Annotated in this window: 15 protein-coding genes; 4 read left to right on the forward strand and 11 right to left on the reverse strand. The window is 43.6% G+C overall.

Features of this window, described 5'->3' with window-relative positions:
- Window positions 1–616 precede the first annotated feature (616 nt).
- The 3 genes from dnm_RS01805 (at window position 617) to dnm_RS01815 (ending at window position 2,975) form a co-directional block, all read left to right on the forward strand.
- A complete protein-coding gene (locus tag dnm_RS01805) occupies window positions 617–841 on the forward strand; it encodes a type II restriction endonuclease (protein ID WP_276571840.1) in 225 nt (74 codons plus the stop codon).
- A gap of 76 nt (window positions 842–917) precedes the next feature.
- Window positions 918–1,988: a DNA adenine methylase gene (locus dnm_RS01810; RefSeq protein WP_246556409.1), complete on the forward strand. Its 1,071-nt coding sequence runs from the start codon at window positions 918–920 to the stop codon at window positions 1,986–1,988.
- Window positions 1,989–2,224: 236 nt separating this feature from the next.
- Window positions 2,225–2,975, forward strand: a protein-coding gene (locus dnm_RS01815; RefSeq protein ID WP_207679241.1) for an IS1 family transposase whose coding sequence is annotated in 2 segments (ribosomal slippage) — window positions 2,225–2,770 and window positions 2,772–2,975 — 750 coding nt in all. Because the reading frame shifts where the segments join, the coding sequence is not laid out codon by codon here.
- A 65-nt stretch (window positions 2,976–3,040) separates the two neighbouring features.
- Here the strand turns inward: dnm_RS01815 and dnm_RS01825 are convergent.
- The 8 genes from dnm_RS01825 to dnm_RS01860 all read right to left on the reverse strand — a co-directional run bounded on the left by dnm_RS01825 (window position 3,041) and on the right by dnm_RS01860 (window position 17,641).
- On the reverse strand, window positions 3,041–3,412 hold the full coding sequence (locus dnm_RS01825) for a helix-turn-helix domain-containing protein (protein WP_207681014.1): 372 nt from the start codon (window positions 3,410–3,412) through the stop codon (window positions 3,041–3,043).
- 14 nt (window positions 3,413–3,426) lie between these two features.
- Window positions 3,427–3,720, reverse strand: a complete 294-nt coding sequence (locus tag dnm_RS01830; RefSeq protein WP_207681015.1) for a type II toxin-antitoxin system HigB family toxin — start codon at window positions 3,718–3,720, stop codon at window positions 3,427–3,429.
- Complete coding sequence (locus dnm_RS01835) at window positions 3,717–4,037, reverse strand: hypothetical protein (protein WP_207681016.1); 321 nt, start codon at window positions 4,035–4,037, stop codon at window positions 3,717–3,719. The genes dnm_RS01830 and dnm_RS01835 overlap by 4 nt, the downstream gene beginning before the upstream one ends.
- 459 nt (window positions 4,038–4,496) lie before the next feature.
- Window positions 4,497–9,206 carry a DUF4114 domain-containing protein gene (locus dnm_RS01840; RefSeq protein WP_207681017.1) on the reverse strand — a complete coding sequence of 1,570 codons (4,710 nt, stop codon included), beginning with the start codon at window positions 9,204–9,206 and terminating at the stop codon, window positions 4,497–4,499.
- 350 nt (window positions 9,207–9,556) lie between these two features.
- The gene (locus dnm_RS01845; RefSeq protein ID WP_207681018.1) at window positions 9,557–10,792 is read right to left on the reverse strand and encodes a sigma 54-interacting transcriptional regulator; all 1,236 of its coding nucleotides are present in this window, start codon (window positions 10,790–10,792) and stop codon (window positions 9,557–9,559) included.
- A gap of 880 nt (window positions 10,793–11,672) precedes the next feature.
- The gene (locus tag dnm_RS01850) at window positions 11,673–13,013 is read right to left on the reverse strand and encodes a hybrid sensor histidine kinase/response regulator (protein ID WP_207681019.1); all 1,341 of its coding nucleotides are present in this window, start codon (window positions 13,011–13,013) and stop codon (window positions 11,673–11,675) included.
- 36 nt (window positions 13,014–13,049) lie between these two features.
- A complete protein-coding gene (locus dnm_RS01855) occupies window positions 13,050–16,052 on the reverse strand; it encodes a PAS domain-containing hybrid sensor histidine kinase/response regulator (protein ID WP_207681020.1) in 3,003 nt (1,000 codons plus the stop codon).
- Window positions 16,053–16,471: 419 nt separating this feature from the next.
- Entirely contained in the window at window positions 16,472–17,641 is a 1,170-nt protein-coding gene (locus tag dnm_RS01860) for a hybrid sensor histidine kinase/response regulator (RefSeq protein WP_207681021.1), read from the reverse strand.
- Window positions 17,642–18,369: 728 nt separating this feature from the next.
- Between dnm_RS01860 and dnm_RS01865 the strand changes: the two genes are divergently transcribed.
- On the forward strand, window positions 18,370–18,690 hold the full coding sequence (locus dnm_RS01865; RefSeq protein WP_207681022.1) for a cupin domain-containing protein: 321 nt from the start codon (window positions 18,370–18,372) through the stop codon (window positions 18,688–18,690).
- 163 nt (window positions 18,691–18,853) lie between these two features.
- Here dnm_RS01865 and dnm_RS01870 read toward each other — a convergent pair whose 3' ends face one another.
- From dnm_RS01870 to dnm_RS01880, 3 genes are all read right to left on the reverse strand, one after another.
- Window positions 18,854–21,349: an efflux RND transporter permease subunit gene (locus tag dnm_RS01870; protein ID WP_207681023.1), complete on the reverse strand. Its 2,496-nt coding sequence runs from the start codon at window positions 21,347–21,349 to the stop codon at window positions 18,854–18,856.
- 75 nt (window positions 21,350–21,424) lie between these two features.
- Window positions 21,425–21,745 carry a DUF6122 family protein gene (locus tag dnm_RS01875; protein ID WP_207681024.1) on the reverse strand — a complete coding sequence of 107 codons (321 nt, stop codon included), beginning with the start codon at window positions 21,743–21,745 and terminating at the stop codon, window positions 21,425–21,427.
- Between the two features lie 105 nt (window positions 21,746–21,850).
- A complete protein-coding gene (locus tag dnm_RS01880) occupies window positions 21,851–22,624 on the reverse strand; it encodes a prepilin peptidase (RefSeq protein ID WP_207681025.1) in 774 nt (257 codons plus the stop codon).
- Window positions 22,625–23,429 lie beyond the last annotated feature (805 nt).

Genomic DNA, 23,429 nt, shown 5'->3' on the forward strand with positions numbered 1-23,429 from the left:
GAAGTCTGATATAAATTTTTTGCTTAGTCATTTGGCCTTTGTGCTGCTACACAAGGTTAAGTGATTAGGGCTTGGCAGGTGCTGTAACACCTGCCGAGCCTGTTTTTTTATGCTGATGTATCAGCTTATATTTGTTTTGTCAATAAAAATTCCAATGAATTTAAAAAAGGACACGAAGTGTTTTTTTTAATGTTTTCTTTATATAAAGGTATGTTTCCGGTTTATTAGGAGTTCTCCTAATAAATGTTAGGAGAACTCCTAACGATGATAGTTCTGTTCAGATTCAGTTTGACTTGATAATCAAATTTTAAGAACAGAAAAGTCATTTAAGAAAAAAAAGTCACCCCCAAAATATTCCCGTCATCCCATTAATTTTTCCTGATTAAGTACCTGATCAAAAGTTTTTCATACATATTTTTCGGAGAAACCCGGCTTTTTCCTTCACAGGCGGCGGCTCATTCCGGGGAAAAAAGCCGGGTTTCTTTCCCGTACGAATATCGAAAACTTATGGTTAGGTACTTATAATGAATTTAGGGGAGGGGCAACCAAGCCCTGTAAGGGCGGCATATTTGTAGCAGGGGGTTTGCAAACCCCCTGCGGGGCTTGGCAGGTCCGGATGCGAACAGCCCGGCAAATCGGACTTGTGTTTAATCTTTCTCAAATTCTTTTCGCAGCTTTCACGATGTATCAAATAGCCCTTGATCGTCCCGGAACTGGAAATACAAAAAATATCGGTTCGGTGATCAACATTGATAAGCTTATTCATGGAAAAGGTCCGTTTACTGACCTTGGTGAAGATATTGATGTATTATCTCACAAAAGATATGGCAAAGGCTGTTGATCTGAAAAAACCGCCATATAAAAACCTAAAAACATATATGGAATACAAACAATTAAAAAAGCAGAGATAAAGATTGATGACGGTAAATGCAATACAACAACAATTATTTTTAACCGAAAACAACCCGAAATTCCCTTCAACACGATTCCAGGGGAGCAAATTAAAACTCGTTGACTGGATTTGGGATGCCATAAAGAATATCCGGTTTGACACAGTACTTGATGCGTTTGGCGGAACCGGAAGTGTCGCTTATCTGCTTAAAAGCAAAGGTAAGAAAGTGACTTACAATGACATCCTGAAATTCAACTGGCATATTGGCACGGCCCTGGTTGAGAATGACGCTGTCAGACTGGGTCAGGATGATATTGACTTTATTTTTACAAATCATAAGGGAATGAAATATCCGACACTTGTTTATGACACGTTCAAGGATATTTACTTTACGGACGAAGAAAACCAGTGGATTGACAGAGTCTCGACAAACATCGGCCTGCTTGAAGATCGTTACAAAAGGTCAATGGCTTATTTTGCTCTTTTCCAGGCGTGCATCATCAAAAGACCGTTCAATCTTTTTCATCGGAAGAACCTTTACATCCGATTTTCCGATGTGCAAAGGAGCTTTGGAAACAAAGCATCGTGGGACAGATCTTTTGAGTCTCATTTCAGGAAATTTGCCGACGAAGCAAATCAGGCTGTCATATCCAATGGTCATCATAACAAAGCATTAAATACGGATGTTTTTGACATTAAAGATACTTTTGATCTTGTTTACATTGACACCCCGTATATTTCCCAAAAAGGCGTGGGGGTGGATTATCACGGATTCTACCACTTTTTGGAGGGATTGGTGAACTATTCTCAGTGGAATGAAATGATTGACCATAAAACCAAACATAAACGTCTGAAAAAAAACGCGTCCGTATGGGCTGACAAACACCGGATTGAACAGGCTTTTGACAGATTGTTTTCCAAGTTTAAGGACAGCGTTCTGGTGGTTTCATACAGGTCGGACGGTATTCCCTCTGTAAAACAGCTTAAAAACCTGATGAATCAGTATAAAACAGAGATCATTGAAATTCGACGGAAAAAATATAAATATGTGCTGAGTAATCATCGCTCGGAAGAAGTGCTGGTCATTGGAAAATGAAGCCTTACAGCGATTGGTAGTCCTGCATAAGTGGTGATGAATGAGATTCAGTGTCCTGATATTCGAGTACTGAACGGGATTCATTACTACCTTTGCAGAACTATCCAGGAATTTTTAGTGAAAGCGCAGGTTGGGTTGAAAAACGGGTGGTGTTCTAAAACTGGACTTTTCTGAAATCTGTGTTATTATAGTGTAGTCATTCAGGAGTAAAAAACTATTTTCGGAGGAATATTTCGATGGCACTGATTCCTGTCCGCTGTCCGCTTTGCGGAGGTGAGAAAGTGAAAAAAAGAGGAAAAACAGATGACGGAAAGCAGCGTTACCTGTGTCAGAATGAGAATTGCGAGGCAAAATCTTTTCTTCTCGACTATACATATAACGGAAGAAAATCAGATATTAAGCACAAAATTATTGAAATGAGTCTCAGCGGCAGCGGTATCCGGGACATCGCCCGCGTGCTGGAAATCAGCACGGACACCGTGATAAGCGAATTAAAAAAAAAGGAAACTCTTCTCGACTCGGTGAATTCCGAACTCCTTAAAACTTTGGAACATACTGAAAATATTGAGGTTGACATATTGAAAGTTGAGGAGGCTGAGGCGGATGAGATGTGGAGTTTCGTGGGCAAAAAGGAGAATCAGAGGTGGCTCTGGCACGCCGTTGATCACAAAACCGGAAAAGTTCTCGCATATACCTTCGGAACGCATGAGGACAAAGTCTTCCTCGAACTGAAAAGGCTCCTCGAACCTTTCGGAATTGTAAAGTTTTATACTGACAATTGGGGGTGCTTATGAACGAAATCTCAATCCTGCGAATCATGAGATAGGTAAAAGAAACACTCAGAAAATAGAAAGGAAACATCTGACTCTGAGGACGAGAATAAAACGTCTTGCGAGAAAAACAATCTGTTTCTCCAAATTGGAGAAGATGCATGATATCGTCATCGGACTGTTCATCAACGTATATGAATTCGGACTAGTAATATGAGTAATAAAAAATGACTAGCTCCAAATTTAGAACACTACCGGAATTCTTTGCCCAAGTATATGTTATCACATCAGCGACGAGGAAAGCTCATAAGGTCTGATCAGCACATTTGCCGCAATCCCGAGCCCGTCATGCAGATTCCTTATCATTTCCAGAGACAGCGGTTTCCTGCGCTCCAGAATTTCATTCACATGCCCCCCGACATATGGCTCAAGATTGTCACTTGTCAGGCCCCGGCTTTCCATATAATACTTAATCGCCTCAATCGGATCGGGCTCAGGCATGGGATAATGACGGGCCTCGTAAGCCTCGACCAGCGTCGTCAGCACCTCAAGCCGGTCTCCCTCGGGCGTGTCAGGCGAGGCATCAAACAATTTTTCAATTTCCCCCAGGGCCTCCTGGTAATCTTTCTCGTTTTTGACAGGCCTGATATTCATATCTGCACTCCTTTTCAAATGGTTTCCGAATCAATCTTGTCATATTCCTCATGGGTTCCCACAAAACGGATATAAACAATGCTGAACCGGTACTGAATGGCGACAACAAGACGATATTTATTTCCTTTGATATTAAAAACCGCCCGGTTGTTCCCGATAATGCTGACATTGCGATAAATTTCTTTGATCTCGGCAGGAGTCTTCCATGATGCCCGCCTGGCATCATGATACCATGCCTCCAACTGAGAGCGGGAATCAGGATGTTTTTCCCAGAAAGTACGCAGTGTTTTCAAAGCAATAATTCTCATTTAATTCTTCCATGCGGTGATCTGACCTCCTTTTCCCGCTTTCGCCACAAAGTCAGATTCTCCACCGCGAACTCCCAGTCCATCAGATCATCCTCCCATTCAAAATTCTCCTCATTCTCCATTCCCTCTATTTTGGCTCTGAACTCCTTAAATTCGCAGGCATATTTTTTTCTGAAACTGGCATCCTCCGCCTCGTATTTATGAATCTTACCCTGTATCTGAGTCAGCACATAATTCTGAATAAGCCCGACCGGTGTTATCGCCATTTCCTTACAAACATCCGACAGCAATTCCGGAACCTGTATGTTTGTCAGCATGACATTCTCCTCTCTTTTTTATTGTTATCAATGGATTATCCGTTTTTTTCTGATAAATAATTCCAATCTGCCACAGTTGACAAAAAATAATCATAACTTACTATTTTTATACAGAAAAGATAGGCATGTCAAGCTGAAATTTATTTCTGTCCTTTCCGGAGTGCCAAACTTATAGTTTGGCAATGCTAATCGAGGAGTCTTGCCCAAACTCTAAGTTTGGCACGCCGAAACGATAAATGTTTGATTTGTGCAGGAGGCAGAGCCTCGGTTCACGCATTCCCAAGCAGAGCCTCACTGCCATTAAGTTAAGGATTATCCCAAGTGGCAAAAACAGTTTTTGGCGAGGATGCGAAAAATAATTTTCGCACTCCGGAAGCTTAACTTAATGGCAGTGAAGCAGAGCCTGGGAACGAGTTAAAAACTTCCGCCAGCCCCAACTCGGACCGGCGGAACTATCCCCTATTCCTGAACCGGCTGGCTGTTCACCACCTGCATAATATCAAGGATACCAATGTAACCGTCCCCGTCCAGATCATAGAACGCATCGTAATCATCATCCCCTTCTTCCGCATCCCATCGGACAGACACCTTTGCAATATCACTGTCATCTGTGATGCCGTTGCCGTCAAAGTCATAAGCAAGGGGATTGCCTTCCTCATCCGCGGGGACTTTCAGATCACTGACATGGGAAATTACCAGGTCACTGTCCACCGTGACCTCGGACATGAGCGTCTGAGCGCCTGCGATTCTCGCCGACTTTGTTTCCGAGAATACCTGAGCATCTCCTTCATGTTCCTTTATGATCAGCCTGCAATTTCCGCCATTCCCCTGAGCATGAAGCACCATGCGATATTCACCGGACTTCAGGGCAGGCAGAGAGATTATGTCGTTTCCGCTGTCATTGGTTTCAAAAACAGACCCTGCAATATGCGCGCCGTATTTGCTGCATTCTCTCCCCTGGGCGTCATACACCAGCAGATCCGCAGCCCCTTCAACACTCACAGACATCCGCACCGGGGTGGGAACCGCTTCGATATGATCCACCACCGCTTTGCCCAGATCGGTGAATTCTCTCCAGTCATTGTCCGCACGCATGATGCCGTCTTCGATCAGGGAATCCATTGTCGGTGCTTTTCCCTCGCACACGATCACGCCCTGAACCTGGAATATCAGGTCATTATAATCCTTGTCACTACAGATAAAATTTTTGTCTTCGTAGATAAACGCGTTTCCCGCGCCATTAATATCCGCAATCTGCCCCAGATACAGGTCATGCTCCGGATTGGATGAGGCAAGGGAAAACAAGGGCCGCATCTGAACATTATCTGTTCCCGGATCATCGCAAAGCTCCGCCAGCGTGAAATTCGGAACCAGAATCGTTGCAAAAGTGTCACCGGGAGTCATCCTGAATTCCCTCACCCCTCTGTATATCCCGCTGTTCCACTCTTTGTTCTCTCCGAGAGAACCGCTGAACCGTGCGGCTTCTGTGGCATCCGAAATGACCACATACCCCTGTGTTGTGTTTGAAATCGCCCGTGTTGCAGCCTCTTTTATAAATTCCGTGGAGTTTGGCTCAAATCTTTCCATTCCGGTAAGACTGAATATCCCAAGCTCTCCCTCATACCTGCCGCCGTCATACAGCCAGTCCATGGTCACCACACCGTCATCTCCCACAGTGAACACACCGGCAATATAACGAGTGACAATTACCGTGTCAGTGGAAGTTTCACCTTCAACTGTCGTAACCGTGACTTCGACAGAATTCCCATCCATATCCAAATCCGCATAACCGCTGAAAGACACTTCATACTCATCTTCAGGATTGTTTGTGGATTCAAATTCAACAGATTCGCCATTGATGACGATCTCCGCAATCTCATCCTGATGCGTGGTAACACCTGAAACCAGGATTTTGTCGTCACAAGTGGTGTAACCCGATGTCGGGGTGTTTATTACGATATCCGGTCCTCCGGGATTGACTTCATGCTCGCATTCCCTGACCCTCACCGGCAGTTCCCCGAAAATCCTGTCAGGAAGCACACGGGTGCCATAAATCACATCTGCCACGGCTTTGAGGTTGTATTTCCCTCTGAGACCTGCAAAGGGCAGTCTTCCCACCTCAACTGTTGCTGAAGAACCGCGGGCTGACACTGTGCTTACAATTTTTTCATTGCCGTCATCATCAGATATGACAAGTTCGCCTTCAATACGGGGATTTCTGAGTTTCACCCCTTCCGGCACGATAAATTTCACCGTGATGATACCGCTCTCATAAACAATATCCTGGTCCATAACCTCAGCGGCTTCCAGGGAAAATGCCTCTGAGTAGTCCGTAATATCCAGGACGGAATTAATATTATCTCCTTTTTTGGTTGTTCCGTTAATATTCAGATGAATATTCTGAACATGCCAGTCCCCCTGGGACACAACAAGATCATACGCCGCACCTCCGCCAATTTTATCCTTGGCAAAGCCATTTTCAGTGTCTGTGCCGTCAACGCCATAAGCACGAATCTCTCCGCTGCTGATACCTGCATTTGAATTACAAGTGTCCCCATAATCCAGGACAACTTCTCCTCTGATAAAAGCCGCCTGCGTCAGCACATTATTGGTGATTTCCTCACCTGCTTTCAGGCTGATCTTATCTGCGTCATAAGACGCATGCGGATGAATAAAATAGTCGTCCCCGCCGTTCAGATAAGTTTCCGTATGATAGCTGCTTGTGCAGAAATGGTAGGTGTTTGCCGGAAGGACAAAGGAATATTCACCGCCATTGTTGTTAATATTGACGGAACCGGCAGATGAAGTGAAATAATGTCTGTTAATCGTATTGCCGGAATTCTCCAGCCCGTCCAGTGTCACGGTTCCTTTTATGACACCGTTCAATGGTTTTGATGGAAAATTGATTTCCTCCAAATTCGCTTCCATATCCATAGACTGACTGTTTATGATCCAGCTCATCCCATTTTCAAGTGTGAAATTACCAGATATTACAATATCATCGCAGTCGTCCCCTACGGGAAACACATAAGTTCCGTCCGCATTGACCGAAGTACAAACTCTGGTATTGCTGCATTTGATGTCTGCGCAGAGTGTTCCGTTTCTTATGGTGCGGGTTCCGCTGGTGCCGGTGCCGCCGTAAGACAGCCTTCCGGAAACGGTTGTGGGACTGGCGATATGAAAATTCACTTCCTTACCGCCACCCGCGGACAATGAAACAGACTGACTCTTAAAACTCAGTGTTGTTTTGCCGTTATCCACTTTGGCATTTGAACAGGAAACCGTCATTTGACCAGTGCTGTTTTCAGACATATATGTGACAACACTGTAATATCCGTTCGTACCTGTGGTTGAAGTCTTACTGCATGTGCCGGAGACCGTAATGCGAGCAGCAGACACGCCAGTATTTCCCACAGACACCCGGCCATAAATTTCCGCGGGTTGAATAGTCCATGTCAGGGTGCTTGTCTGATTTGCACTGACGCTGACCGTTTTCCCGGCGAGACTTAACTGGCATCCGTCTATGATCACATATCCCCACACAACAATATCGGTATCCGGATAAATGGGGATGGAAAAATTTCCCTCAGCACCCGTAATATCCGCGGATGATATCTGACTGCTTGTCCCAGCTTTTTTCGCATAAAGTTTTCCGCCGGACACCTCCACATCGGCAGAGCCTATCTTACCGGTGACATAACCGGGTTCCACATTAAAATTTATCGTCTGAATCTGACCGTAAGACACGGAAAAATTCACCGGCTCAAAATTCAGTGTTCCGCCGGTGCTGACACGGACATTTTTACATTGGATTTTGCAGCTATGGGAGTCACCTTCTGAAATCATCAGGGTAAATGAATATTCACCATTTTCTCCGGTTTTGGCGTTCAGGGTTGAAAAACCAGAAGGGGACACAGTGATATCAGCATTTCCCACCGCCTTGCCGCTCAATGTCACTTTGCCCTTAATCTGGGCAGAACCGATTGTCCAGCCCACATTTATATTTCCGCCAGATGCCACATTCACAGTCTTCTCTGCCAAATTATAGCTCTTTCCGTTTAATACAACACTGCCATAGACCACGATGCCGGAACCCGCCTGTACAGGAAGCGTGAAACTTCCGTCAGCGCTGATGTTCGTGGTGCGTGAAAGGGCAGTACCATTGGCATCTTTTGCCCGAAGCGTTCCGCCGGATATGGTAATGCCATCAGGCAAAGCTATCTTACCGTTAATCTGACCTGTGTTTATGGTGAAATTTAATGTTGTGTGATCATCATAGCCAACATCAACGGTCTGGCTTTTCAGATACATCTGAACTTTTCCATTGTCCATGGAAACCGTGGGACAGGAAACCGTAAATGGTTTTGTTCCCTGTTCAGAGGTAAGCACAACAAGGCTGTAGTTCCCATTTGCGTCAGTGGATGTGCTTTCACCGCCGCTTGCCGATATCCTTGTGTTACTTATGGAAGAACCGCCAATTGTAAGTTTTCCGCTGATATAACCGGCATAAATAACATATTCCACCGTGGTGGTTCCGTTTTCAGCCACGGTTACGGATTTCTGAGTAATGGAATACGTCTTTCCGCCTGAGACGACGCTTCCGGATATCTTAACTGTTCCGGGCTGGGCAGTAAAAGAAAAATTGCCATCCGCATCAGGTCGGAGATCGCTTACCACAGTGTTATTTTTAGCATCTTTAACATTGAGAGAACCGCTGGAAATGGTTCCCGGGGCAGTGATCTTGCCATTGATACGGCTCGTGGTCAGGCTGAAATCTGCGGTTATTGTTGTGCCGTAGCCCACATGAATCGTTTGTTTTTCAGAAAAAAGCCGGCTCTTTCCGTCTTCGGCAAACGCCTCACACCAGACCTCGTAAGTCCACGTCTCACTGCTTCCCTTGAGAGGGCCGCCGATTATTGTCTTGTAAGTGCCGTCCGCGCCAACAGGCTCGCTGATGATAGGTGTAGAAGTGTCTTTGAAAATTTTTATTGTGGCCTTTGAGCCAGATCCGTTTAAAGTTACCGTTCCCTGCACAAATGCCGGCTCAAATACGCCTTCTATCTCACCATCCTGAGCATTCACATTGCCCTGCATCCCGGGTATCAAAAACAGGGATAGCGCGATTGTCATAAACCATACCGCGGGCCTCAACAATTTTCTTGGTTCCATTTTTTTACCTCTCTGATCATTTTAAAAAAAGTTATTAAAATAAACAGCATACCTGTTATGCTGCCAGACACGGCCAAAGCATCCGAATTTTGGAAGATTCAGCATGTCGTCCGTACAGCTTATATAGCAAAAAACATGCCAAAAGAGCCAAAAATCATATAATCTATTTGTTTTATAACATTTTTTTGATAAATCAGTTATAGGAATAGTAACAGAACAAAGGCTTATAAAAGGACAAATACCCATAATAATAACTATCCGATATAACTATTTATATAGTTAGTTTTCAGGTTATTTTTTGTATATAAAAAAATGATTACAAGTGATTACATTGCTAACAAACAATAATTTCAGATGTTTATCTGAATCAGATTGCATTTTTTCTCAAACACGCCTCTCTTAAAACAATACATCGGAACCGCCTTGCCATCAATTCGGCAGGTTTTGGTTGAGCGTTTCTTATTGCAGCTTAACCATTCCCGGTCCGTCCAAGTGTCAATCACTGCCTTTCTTTCAAAATTCCCCTCCCTCAGCAGTCTTGTGACGATTTTGGGCATAAAGCAAAGCTCTTCCCACAAATCATTTTTGGCGGAGTTTCTGTTCAGCGTGCCAACGGACCTCTGGCCTCTTTTTATATCCCAGCGTCCGGCCCATCCTCCATCAGGAGTTTTGTTCACACGCCGATGACGGTTCCAGAATGCGCTCTGATTGCAAAGAGCCCATTCGTAAATCCATCTCAGTGATTCCGAAGCAATATCGTCTGTTTCGGGTTGCGGGATGAGCTGCACAGCGTCCCTGACATGCTTTTCTGTAATACAGATATCGCAAGGTTCGGACAGCATCACTGACCGTTGCAGAATATTTCTCAGTTCCCGCACATTTCCGTAAAGATTCAGTTTCATCAGAAACTTCAGCGCATCTGTGTCAATCTCTGAAATATTCAGTTTCTCATGCTCCCCGACCTGGCTGTTAAATTCCTCCCGGAAATTTCGGATAAAATGCCCAGCAAGCTCCGGGATGTCCTCCCTCCTTTCTCTTAACGGTTGAATATATAACGGAAAAGCGCTGATCCGATGAAAAAGATCCGTCCGCATCTCGTTCATTAAATCTTCAACCGGCTTATTAGTGGCACAGATGATTCTGGCGCTGACCAGCTCCTCCCTCACGCCCCCGACTCTGGTTATCCTGCCGGTATCCAGCACTCTCAGGAGCGTCAGTTGCAGTTTTAACGAAGCTTCGCCAATTTCATCCAAAAAAATTGTTCCGCCTTCGGCTTCATGGAATTTTCCTGTTTTATGATTTTTGGCATCAGTAAATGCCCCTTTTTCATATCCGAAAAACTCGGATTCCAGAAGCGTGTCAGGCATCCCCGCGCAGTTGACGGGAACAAATGGCATGTCCCCTCTCAGACTCAGCTTATGGATGCTTCTTGCGATGAGTTCCTTACCCACGCCGGATTCCCCCAGGACCATGACCGGCCAGGGAAATCTTGCAATCTTAAGAACTTGGGATTTCAGCCGCTTCATGATTTCAGAATCACCGATCACTTTCTGATGGATTCTGTCTGTTTCAAAAATCCCGTGCATACCTCAGTCACCTCCTTAAAGTGTTAGGTGTTAGGTGTTAAAAAACACGCTGAAATGTTTCTGTTTCCTTGTAAGTTTTAACAAATTTGATTTCTTATCTGTTATAATTATTAATGTCCAAAAACGATTCTTGCGGACATTTTTTCATAAAAAAAATTTTTCCATTCCAAAACCGCTCTTTCAATGCTACAAATATGCCGCCAAACGTAGGGTGGGTGGAGCGAAGCGGAACCCACCTTGTGCGGTGGGTTCCGCTTCGCTCCACCCACCCTACATTTTTGTATCGGGTATATTATTTATTTCGATTTCCCTAAATCCGTTATAATCAGAATAATTATAATATATTCAATGCCAACCTCTGGACAGGAATAGCATAAGTTATAGTAAAAACCCAAAAAAACAAAGTGTTATCTTATATAATCTGAAATATTTTTTTTAATTACACCTTCTAATATTTTTATATGCAGGGAAATTTTTTTTCTTATGCAAAAAAATAAAAGAATATAATCAGGAAGGCATTGGGAAAGGTAAACAATTATGAAGGTGTTAGGTGTTAGGTGTTAGGTGTCAGATTTCAGGTGTTAGGTGTTAGGTGTTAGGTGTTAGGTGTTAGGTGAAAATATAAAATTTTCATCCTTTGTTGTGTCCTCAGGACATGGGAGTTTATATAAAAAAGGTGTTAACTCTCAGGAAAAAATTATAAATTTTTCGTGCTTCATTGTAACCGGCAGATCATGGGAGTTTATAAAAAAAGAGAGAAAAGCAATGGCAGAAAAAGACAATCAAAGCAAGGAAACCGTTCCCTCCGACAGACTCAGGGAACGGCGTGTGGTATGATGAGGGAACGGCGTGTGGTGTGATGAGGGAATGGCGTGTGCGTTCAGGGAATGGCGTGATTCTTAGGGAGCGTAAATCGAAATATTGTCCCGCCTCCGGCTTCGTGTTCCACCCAAATTTTCCCCTTATTCTTTTTCACGAGTTCTTTGCATAAGATCAGACTGATACCCGTGCCTTTCCCGCTAATGCCTGAGTCTTCTTTGTAATTCTCATCTGTCTGAAATACGTTTTGGATAATTTCTTCACTGATACTGATACCCGTATTAAAAACAGAAATTTCCCAAAATTCCTCCTCGGTTCTCTCAGTCCTCTCATCATTCGGAACAGAAGGAAGCGCGGATATTTTAACCTCACCGCCCCTGTCGCAAAACCTTACAGCATTGGAAATAAGATTGCGGAAAATCATATCGGTCATGTTCAGATCAGCATGTATAATTGTATCAGTTTCAATATGATGAGAAAGATTAATTCCTTTTTGTTTCGCATCTTCTGTAAAAAGAAAAATACAATCTGAAACAGCTTTTCGGAGATCAATCGCTCTGGGTTCAAATTCCATGTCTCTGATTTCAAAATCAGACCAGGTTACCAAATTCTCCATCAGTTTATGTGCATCCCTCACGGTATCGCACACAGATGTGACGATATCTTCAATCTTGCTGTTGTTCAGCTCCGCAGCCGAGGCCATGAGCATCTCGGAAGAATCCGTGAGATAAGAAAATATATGCTTCATATCGTGGGCAATCACTGAAAGCATCTTATCTTTTGCAGTATTTGCCTGAGAAAGTCTGATATTTAATTTGGAAAGCCTTGTATTTGATTCGATAACTTTTTTGTTTGATTGAAAAAGCCCTTCATTTAACTGGGAAAGTTCCTTTTGTCGGCGTCGGATGGCTATTTGTATTGTAATGCGGGCCAGAACCTCTTCCTGGCGAAAAGGTTTGGTAATATAATCAACAGCCCCCAGATAAAATCCCTTGACCTTGTCAAATGTCTCTGAAAGTGCGGTCATAAAGATCACCGGAATATCCTTTGTTGCCTCGCTTCTCTTAATCTGGCGACACGTCTCAAAGCCGTTAATACCCGGCATCATTATATCCAGAAGTATGATATCCGGCACAATATGCTTCAGTTGCTGAAGCGCTCTTTCTCCGCCCGGAGCGGCAAAAGTTTTAAAACCGGAGTCTTCCAGATAATCCACAAGAATATCCAGATTGGTGGGATTGTCATCAACAATTAAAACACTCGCTTTTTTATCTTCCTTTATTCTTTCCCATTTATGCGTCGGAACTGTCTCGGGAAAATTAGAACCATCTTCTAAAAAATCAAACAGCGCATTCACTTCGTCTTCAAGAATTACAACATTTTCTTTTTTATCATCACCCATTTTTCCCCCTCGTGTTTGAAACTTGAAACTTGAAACTCAAGTTTCAAGTTTCAAATACGGTTCGATCAGTTCCTGGATTTCATCAAAATTATACTTATCTGTCAGTTGGGATATTTTTGCCGCAAACGGAGCAAAATCAGGATTAAGCGATTCAATTTTTGTGACTTGTTTCCGAAGGCCTCTGATATCACCTGTTATCACAAACTGATAAAGCTCGGCAATTTCTTTTTTTGGCGGCGGAATAACAGGTGCCGGGACAGTTTCAGATGCCTGTTCTTCCTGGCTTTCATATATCCACTCTAATTTCAGATAGATTTTTAACAATTTCATAAGATCATTTAACTGAACAGGCTTGGCGAGAAAATCATCACATCCGGCTGCCAGGCTTTTCCGTTGTGTCTGTCCGAATAAATTTGCAGAAACCGCAATGATAATTATATGTTTCAACAACGGAATATGCCGAATTTGTTTTATCACCTCATAGCTGTCCATGCCCGGCATCATCATATCCATTAAAATCATATCCGGCTGAAACTCTGTGGCTTTGTCCAACGTGTCACTTCCGTCAACCGCTTCAAATATGTCAAAGCCCGGAGGCGAGAGCATATCTCTCAAAATCATACGATTTTTTTTCGAATCATCCGCGATCAGAATCTTACGGGCCGACCCTTTGAAACCGACAATATCTTTCAGGACTTCAATTCTGTCCGGGGGATCTGTTTTCCATTCAGCCTCAGGCAGGTCAGCGATGAACCAGAACTTACTGCCCTGTCCCGGTGTGCTTTTCACATACAATTCGCCTTCCATCATTCGGACCAGTCTCTGACTGATCGCCAGTCCCAGACCCGTTCCCTCGGCCTTGGCCAGCCTGCCCGAGGCCTGACGAAAAGGCAAAAATATCTCTTTCAGCTTTTCATCTGAAATACCAATACCTGTGTCTTCCACCTGGAAACGGATTTTGGTGTCTGTCCCTTGCCCGCTGTCTGTCACTGCTGAAGGCTCACGCATCACACTCAGGACAACAGTGCCTTTTTCCGTGAACTTAATGGCATTGCCGATCAGATTAAGCAGAATTTGGCGTAACCGGTATTTGTCGCCATAAATTTTTTCCGGCAAATCCGGATTGCTTTCATAAATAAGAGCAATACCTTTTTGTTCTGCCCGGATTCGTAACACTTCTGTTGTATTGATCAGAAAATCATGAAGCTGAAATGTTATGGGTTCCAGTTCCATTTTCCGGGCTTCAATTTTGGAAAGGTCTAAGATATCATTGATCATCATCAGCAGATGCTCTCCGCTGCCATGAATAACATTAATGGCTTTTCTTTGTTTTTCTGACAGATGTTTGTCGTTTCTGAGAATCTGGGTATATCCCAGAATGCCGTTGAGCGGGGTGCGAAATTCATGACTCATGCTGGCGAGAAACTCGCTCTTTGCACGGTTTGCAGATTCGGCAGCTTCTTTTGCTTTTTGTAACTCAGCTTCGCTTTTTTGCAATGCTTCCGTGGCTGCTTTTATCACACTGATGTCAAAAAAACTCTCCAGCATATAATTCCGGTTTTTCAGTGTGATGGGCACAACGGTTTTGAGGATATCACATTTTGTTCCGTCCGCCCTGACCAAGACACTTTCCGAATGATCCGTGGTCTGTCCGAGATCAGTAATGGGACATCTGCCTTTTTCCTCGGGACATATATATGTATGGCAAACTTTGCCCACAATCTGCTCTTTGGACATATCGCCCCCGATCATGAGAATTGCAGCAGGGTTGATATCTCTGATTTCATGGGTTTCCGGGTCAATAATAAGAACCCCCGCCTGCACTGAATCAAAAATCGTTTTCAGCCGGGACTCACTTTCCCTAAGCGCGTCCTGGGCCAGCTTACGATCTGTAATATTCCGGGTGACCCCCACAAATCCCGTGAGTTCGCTGTCATCGTCATAGAGATATGTTAATATTGCCTCTGTCCATCTTTTTGTTCCGTTCTTATGGGTCAGTTCCTGATCAAACCGTAAGGTCTCGAACATCCCTGATTCTTCGATATCCTGACTTTCTGCGGTGATATTCACAATGTTTTCAAGTGAAAACGGACTCAGCAATTTTTCCAGTGCCGCATCATCCAACTCTTCCGGTTTGTAGCCCAGCAAATTTTCAAAGGACGGGCTGACATATGTGAACCGCATGTTGTCATCTCTGGTCCATATGACATCAGCGGTGTTTTCAGCAAGGAGCTTATAGACTTTCTGACTTTCTCTGAAAGCCTCCTCAGCCTGCTTCTGAGTGCTTATATCAGTCATAATCCCCAGCACACCGGCCACCAGGCCATCTGCATCTGTAAATGTGCCTTTATGAAACACCACATCATGCAAAGACTTATCCGCATATTGAATCTGAGATTCATATTCCTGTGTTCCGGGATACTTCATCAGTTCCGAATCTGTATGATAATGTTTGTTCGCCAGTTCTTTCGGAATCAGATCATAAGCGGATTTGCCGATAATCTCATCCCCGGATTTTCCCAGAACAGTTTCAAAGCTTTTGTTACACCCGATATAGATGCCATTCTTGTCCTTATAAAAAAGAGGATTGGGAATGGTATCCATTAAAACCTGCATAAACTGATTCTGTTTTTTTAGTTCCTCATTTTCCTTTTTGTAGGCCGTGATATCACAGCCTGTTCCCAATACTGCGGATTTATTTTTAAAAACCACTGCCTCTCCTGAGAAGTCCAGCCATCGTTCTCCCCCTGTCTTGGTGATGATTTTAATCTCGCATCTGGAAAAAATGTCTTTTCCTTCGGCCTGAGCCTTACCAAGCTGATCGAATAACGCTTTAAAATCAGGATGAATCATATCAGATAAGCTGCGTCCGAGAAGTGATTCTCTTTTATAACCGGTTATTCTTTCAGCCTCACGGTTTGCATAAAATATCTGGCCGTCGTTATATATAAATACAGCCACAGGAATAGCTTCATTAAGTTTTCGAAATATGGCTTCATTTTTTCTAAATTCTTCAATAACACAAGCGGATTTGTTCATAATTCACCTATATTGCATGTTACTGTCCCGGAGGGACGGCTGAAAATAGCCTGGCAAGTATTGCCGGGGTGTCCTTATTGTCGGGTCTTATTGCCGGGGCGTCTTATTGCCGGGATGTCTTATTAGCCGGGATGTCTTACTGTCAGGATGTCTTCATATCGGAAATAACTAACCGATTATCACGATTAAAAAATCTTGTAAATCCCTTACCATGAAAACATACATGACCCATCAGGCTATCCATCTGAAAACGCATGATTTTCATTACATGGGCTGATTTTTTTTATGAATGTTTAATCAGGTGAATCATGGCTGAGACAGCAGGAGTCAGAGGAAGGACATAATAAAATTATTTGACAGTTTAGGTGAAAAAAATTTTTGCGATATTTAACAGATCGAACAGTTCCGAAATTCCTCCCTCAGAGAGGATTCACTTTCGGCAGGGTGAAGGAAAACGTGCTTCCCTTCCCGATTTCGCTTTCAATCCATATTATTCCGCGGTTTTTTCTGACGAATTCTTTGCATAAAATCAGACCCAGCCCGGTTCCTTTCTCTCCGTCAGTTCCCAGGGTTCTGTATTTACACTCAATTTTTAATAATTTTATGATATTATAAGCGCTTATACCGATACCATTGTCAGAAACAGAGATTTTGACAAATTCATGATTTTCATTTTTTTCATCAAAAGACTGTGCCGACACAGTAATTTTACCGCTGTTATGCGTGAATTTGATGGCATTTGAAATGAGATTGCGAAGGATGGTGTCTGTCATGTTCAGATCAGCATACACAAATGTGTCGGGTTTGACAGAATGAGACAGCTCAATTTTCTTTCGTTCGGCTTTTTTCTGAAAAAAACTGATCTGATGGCAGGCAAGCTTGTAAAGATCAATGGCCTTTGGTCGGATGTCCATTTTCCCTTGTTGAATTCTGGACCAGTTCAGAAGATTCTCCAACAGATTAAATGTGTTTTTCACAGAACTAAGCATTTCTTTGGCAAAAAGTTCTGTTTTCTCCCTGTTGAAACGGCAGACTGAGCCTGCCAAAAGTTCGGAACCGGAAAGCAGCGTATTTAATGCATTTTTCAAATCATGCGCGATGATTGAGAAAAATTTATCTTTTGTTGCATTTAACTCCGTAAGTTCAGAATTTGCCTGACAAAGTTTGGCATTTAATTCTGAAAGCGCTTTTTTTTGACGATGAATCGTCAGATGGGTTGCAATGCGGGCTAGGACTTCTTCCTGTTCAAAGGGTTTGGTGACATAATCGGTCGCGCCGGATTTAAAGCCTCTGACCTTGTCAGCCGTTTCAGAAGCTGCTGTCATAAAAATGACCGGAATATCTTTTGTAGTCTCGTTTTCTTTCAGGCGGCAGCAAGTTTCAAAACCATCAATGCCAGGCATCATGATATCCAAAAGGATAAGGTCCGGCAAGGCAAATTTCGCATGTCTGAGTCCTTCCTCTCCATCTTCCGCGATAAGAATCTTATAACCTGATTCTTTCAGATACTCAGAAAGAAGCTTCAGATTTCCGAGATTATCATCTATAATCAAAATGACCGTTTTTTCATCTGTTTCATCAAAATCCATTTACTCACTCCTTTGGAAAGGGGTCAGGGATTTGGGGTTAAGAGCATCCCTTGCCGGAGGGCGTTTTTGCCGGCGGAGAGGGGTAAAACAGAAACATTTCAGACGCGGTTGTAAACCCCGGCCGACAAACAGCGTCCGGTAAAGGCAGATTCCAAACTAATTATTTTACATCTGAACAAAAAAATTGTATATCAGGAAAATTCCTATTTTTTCAGAAAAATTTCTTAAAAATGATAAAAGCGTGTTTGAAAAATCCCCGGCAAACCTTTGGCAGCACGGGTTTATGGAGACGACATTTTTTCGAATTATCATATTATTTCAATGCTACAAATATGCCGCCCTTACGGGGCTTGTCGGGATGCCTGCAAACCTGCCGCTACAAATATGCCGCCCTTACGGGGCTTGGTCGGCATATGCATCAGGCTAAGAATGCGGGACGGCTGCCGGACGGGGTTTGCAACCCCGTCCGAAACGTTTGCGGGCGGCGATCCGGAAAATATTCCGGACGGGGTTGCAAACCCCGTCCTGCAAAATCAGAGTTAATAAAAACAGTAGGTTGTAATCTTAGCCTGATGCATATGGGCTTGGTCGGCCCTCCCTTAAATCCGTTATAATCAGGAAAAAGGATTAGAAAGGGATTGAATCCGCTTCTTATACAAAATCTTTGTAGCGAAGGCGGCTTTTACGCTGCCAGATGGGGTAACACCCCGGGGAGACTTTTGACTATTATGGATACAAAGAATATTTTCTCAGAAATTCCCAAACATATTCCAGATGAAGTGTTCGAGGAAATTATCAAAACAGGGCATTGTAAAATTGAACGAATCATCTCAAAAGGCCATTCAAGCCCGGCTGATGATTGGTATGATCAGGAAAATAACGAATGGGTGATTGTACTCAGAGGAAGGGCAGGACTGGTCTTTGAAGGAAAAGACGAAGTGCTTGTCATGAAGCCGGGAAATTATATCAATATTCCTGCCCGCCAAAAGCACAGAGTGGCGTGGACTGATTCAGATGAGGAAACAATTTGGCTGGCCATACATTACTGATTCAGATCGCTGCTGTATAGCACTTAAGGGATTTCCCCAAAAAATAAAATACCCGGAAATATGGAAATGTAGGGTGGGTGGAGCGAAGCGGAACCCACCGCACAAGGTGGGTTCCGCTTCGCTCCACCCACCCTACGTCTTAGCCCGGTATTTTTGAAATTCCTCAGCCCTGTTCAGCACCATCTCCGAAAGGCTTAAACAAAACAAGAAGCTGCGGCAGAAGTGTCAAAGCTGCAATCAGAGCGATGAGCATGGCCAGTCCGGTAAACAGGCCGAAATAAATCGAAGGATAAAAATTGGAAAGCGTCAGAATGGAAAAGCCGATAATAATAGTGACAGAAGTGTAATACATCGCGTGGCCGATGCTTCCGTGACAGCGATGAAGCGTCCTGTAGTAATCCTTCTCCGTTTTAATCTCTTCTCGGAAACGGTAAATGTAGTGAATCGTGTCATCAACGGCAATACCGATACTGATGGCCGCTATGGTGATGGTCATCATATCCAGCGGAATGTTCAGCCAGCCCATGACCCCGAGGACCACGCCCGCGGAGAAAAGATTGGGGAAAAGGGCAATTATCGCCACTTTCAGAGAGCGGAAAAGAATCAGGAACATCAGCATCAGCACCAGGGCAACGACGCCCAGGGTCATAATCTGAGAGCGGAAAAGACTTTGCAGCATATTGTTGTATAAGACCATTGTCCCTGTGAGATGCACCTGTTCTTTTTTCAATTCCAGCTTATTAACGAGATCATTCTGAATCTGTTTCAATAAAGCGTCCCGTTTTAATGTTTTCAAAGAATCTCTGATACGAATGGTAAAGCGAACTTCGTTATGTTCAACTGACACATAAGGGGATAAGATCAGCTTCCGGTATCTTTCTGGCAATTTTGTGTAGAGAATGGACAGATCATAGCTGTCCAGTGATTCGCCCTTATTCAGTTTCCGGGTGATCTTCAGCAAGGTTCCCAGGGACAGCACCTTGCCAGTTTCTTCGAGATTGTCAAGATAGTCATGAACGCTCTCAGTCACCGCCATTCTGTCATCAGTAAACCAGTATTTGCTCTCGTCTTCCTCAGTGTCATCAAATGCGTCAATAAACGCATCATCTTCGTCCGCCTCAGCGGAATCCTCCGGGGCAGCATCCTCAAATTTAACGATGACATCCAGCGGGGTGGTTCCGCCCAGTTTCTGATCAATGACGCTCATACCGCCATAGATTTCAGTTGTATCTTTAAAATAATCAATAAAACTGTTTTCAACTTGCAAACGTGAAATCCCCATGACACTCAGAATAAACACGACACCGGTAATGATCAGTATCAGGGTCCCGTTGGATTCGGTGAATCTCGCAAAAAAACCGGTCATGGAGAACTGAAACCTTTCAGACTTATTCGGAGGATTCTCCTTTTTCAACAGCACGGCCCCGGCCGGAAAGAGAATGAATGTCAGCACGAGTGAAAGAAGAATTCCCGCGCTCATCATCCATCCGAAATTGATCACAGGCAGGATATCGCAGAGGAGCAGGGAACTGAACCCGGCAATGGTGGTCATGGCCGCGTACAGGCAGGGGATGATCTTGGTGCGAACGGTATTTTGCACCAGGGTTCGCTGGTCGCTTTCAGGATTTTTCTCAAGAAACTCTCTGTAACGCACGATTAAATGGACAACAATCGCCAAAGTGATAATCAGTTGCAAGGATACGAAGTTTGACGAAATCACGGTGACTTCCCAGCCGAACATTCCCAGCACCCCCATCATGGCAATCACTGAAAAAAAACAGCAGAGCATTGGCAAAATGATCCAGCGAAACCGTTTGAAAATGATGCCCAGCATGACCACCAGAAGAATAAAAACGCCCAGTCCGAAAGTCTTAAGATCACTTTTAATAAAAGAGATCATATCGTCTGAAATCATACTGATACCGCCCAGAAAAAGTTCTGCCCCGGGGCGGTATTTGTCCATAATCTCCCGGATGGCTGTAATGTTCTCATGCCTGACCTTGTTCACCTCATTCAAATGCTGGCGAATTTCTCTGACGACATTTCTGAGTTCAGCGGCTTCCGCTTCTGACAATTTGTCCTCAGCCTGTTTTTCCAGATATTCATTGCGTCTCACGGACAAATTCTCATATATCTCATCAGGACGCAGGTTTACCATCAGAGCGGTTGTGGTCATATCCTCGCTCACGATCAGGTTCCGATAGAAATAGCTTTCTCTCAGTTCGGTCCTGGCCAGTGTTCTGTCTGTTGCGGAAGATGTCAGTTTTCGAACCTTCCCTTCGGAGAGTTCAGTATAAGATACAGGAGGACTCTCCAACAAAGGAACATCCAAAATGGAAAGCACCGACGACACGCCCTCCAGGTTCTCCAGTTCCTCCCGCAGACGGCTCAGATTTTCCAGTGTGTTATCTGAAAGGAGATCATTATCTTTTGGTGTATAGGAAATCACCAGAAAATCATATACATCATATCTTGTGTTAATCTTGCGCGTGTAACGCAAATCTTCGTCATTCTCCAGCAAAAGCGATTCCGCGGACGCGTCAATTTGGAAGTCCTTTGCTTTGTACCCCATCACTGACATGACAATCAGCAGGCATATGATGACGAATATCGGACGGTCAAAAATGTATTTATAATATAAATCGTACAGTTTTTTCATGGCATCCAAGTCTCAAGTTTCAAGTTCCAAGTTCCAAGTTTCAAGTTTCAAGTTTCAAGTCTCAAGTCTCAAGTTTCAAGTCTCCCAAGCCATCCAAATACAGTCAATTCCGTCCAAAGCCATATGAATCAGCAAGCCCAGCCCTACCAGTCGTGTTTTGGGTGTCACAGTCAGTATCATATACACAAATATTGCCAGATACGAATGGAGCGGATGAAATCCGATACTGCAACGCCCGGGATTATAAACCGGGTCGGCAAGAAAATGGTCAAAATCAACTGCCATTGTCAAAACCATGACAAACCAGGCGTTTTTCCATCGTTCAGCAAATGCGGATCTTGCCACAATGCCCGGTATGATAAAATGAAGTGACAAATGAATGACTGAACGGATCATGAATATTCCTTTCTCAATGCTTATACTCAGTCTGTTCGGTGGGTTCCGCTGCGCTTCACCCACCCTACATTCGGTATTTTGTTTATTGGGAAATTCCTAAAAAGATTAATAAGGCGACAACAGATTAAAATACCAATATATAATCTCCTGCCCAAAAAAAATATACGCGATAGCGCCGATGGACAGAAACGGGCCAAAAGGAACCTTGAGTTTAAAATCCTTACGGCTGATCAGCATGATGAGAACTCCTGTCAACGTTCCCACAAGAGATGAAACAAAAATTGTAAAAAGTACTCCTTTCCATCCTATAAGGGTGCCAATCATGGCCAAAAGCTTGATATCGCCGCCGCCCATGCCTTCTTTGTGAGTAATCAGGCTATATGCCCATGCCACAAAATAAAGGGTTCCGCCCCCGGTCAGCAGGCCAAGAAGTGAATCTGTCCAGGTCATATTCGGAATCAAAAAAGATGCCGCAAAAAAAACAGGAATGCCCGGAAGACTGATGACATCCGGAATGATCTGGTGATCAATGTCAATATAGGTGATGACCAGAAGGGTTGAAATAAAGACATAATAAACCAGGGCCTCGGGCGTAAATCCGAATCTGAGAAAAACACAGAGCGCAAAAAGACCGCTCATCAGCTCAGTCAGCGGATAGCGAAATGATATGGGCACTCCGCACTGACGGCACCGTCCTTTAAGCCATAAATAGCTTAGTACGGGAATATTATCATAAAACTTTATCATATAACCGCATTTCGGACACATGGAACCCGGACGGACGATGGATTTTGACTCCGGGAGTCTGAAGATGCAAACATTCAGAAAACTGCCAATACATAAGCCAAAGATAAAAATAATGATGCAGACCTGATACATATTCCGTCTATCCTTATATTTTGGTAAAAACAAATGATCCGGGCGTTACCCCGGGGTATGTAAATTAGTCCGTCTGAATCACTTACTTTTATCAGTTCGCTTTTTGTGCCACCTCCGACAATACTGTTGACCTAAGGCTGAACAGGTTTTCCGGTGTTCTTTCCGGAGTGCGAAAAATGCTTTTTCGCAATTGCAAAAATACAATTTTTGCACTCCGGATCCGCCCGGAACTTTTTAAGTCAACAGTATCGAGCCTGTCCGAGGGGGAGGAACATCATCAGGCAAAAAAACAGCAAAAAAATGATATTTTCAGACGGCCTATAATACACCGCTTTCAGGCTTTTACAAAATGTTTTCGATCTGCTTATATTGATAATTTGTCGGACTTTGCCGGACGGGGTTGCAAACCCATATGCATCAGGCTAAGATTACAACCTACTGTTTTTATTAACTCTGATTTTGCCGGACGGGGTTTGCAACCCCGTCCGGAATATTTTCCGGATCGCCGCCCGCAAACGTTTCGGACGGGGTTGCAAACCCCGTCCGGCAGCCGTCCCTCATTCTTAGCCTGATGCATATGGGTTGCAAACCCCGTCCGACAAAATACTTGGTAAGCATATTTCAGAAATCAGCATATCAAAAACTTAATTATCGGATTATATCTGCCATTGGATAAAAAAATCAAGGTTGATATTGTCAAAAAAAAAATTATGTTTTATTATATTATGTTTACTTAATGTTCAAGCTCGTTAGAAATCGCTTTGATAATCAGAAGTGCCAAAGTTATACTTTGACAGTTGCTAAA

This window comes from Desulfonema magnum (assembly GCF_017377395.1).
Lineage (GTDB): Bacteria > Desulfobacterota > Desulfobacteria > Desulfobacterales > 4be13 > Desulfonema_C > Desulfonema_C magnum.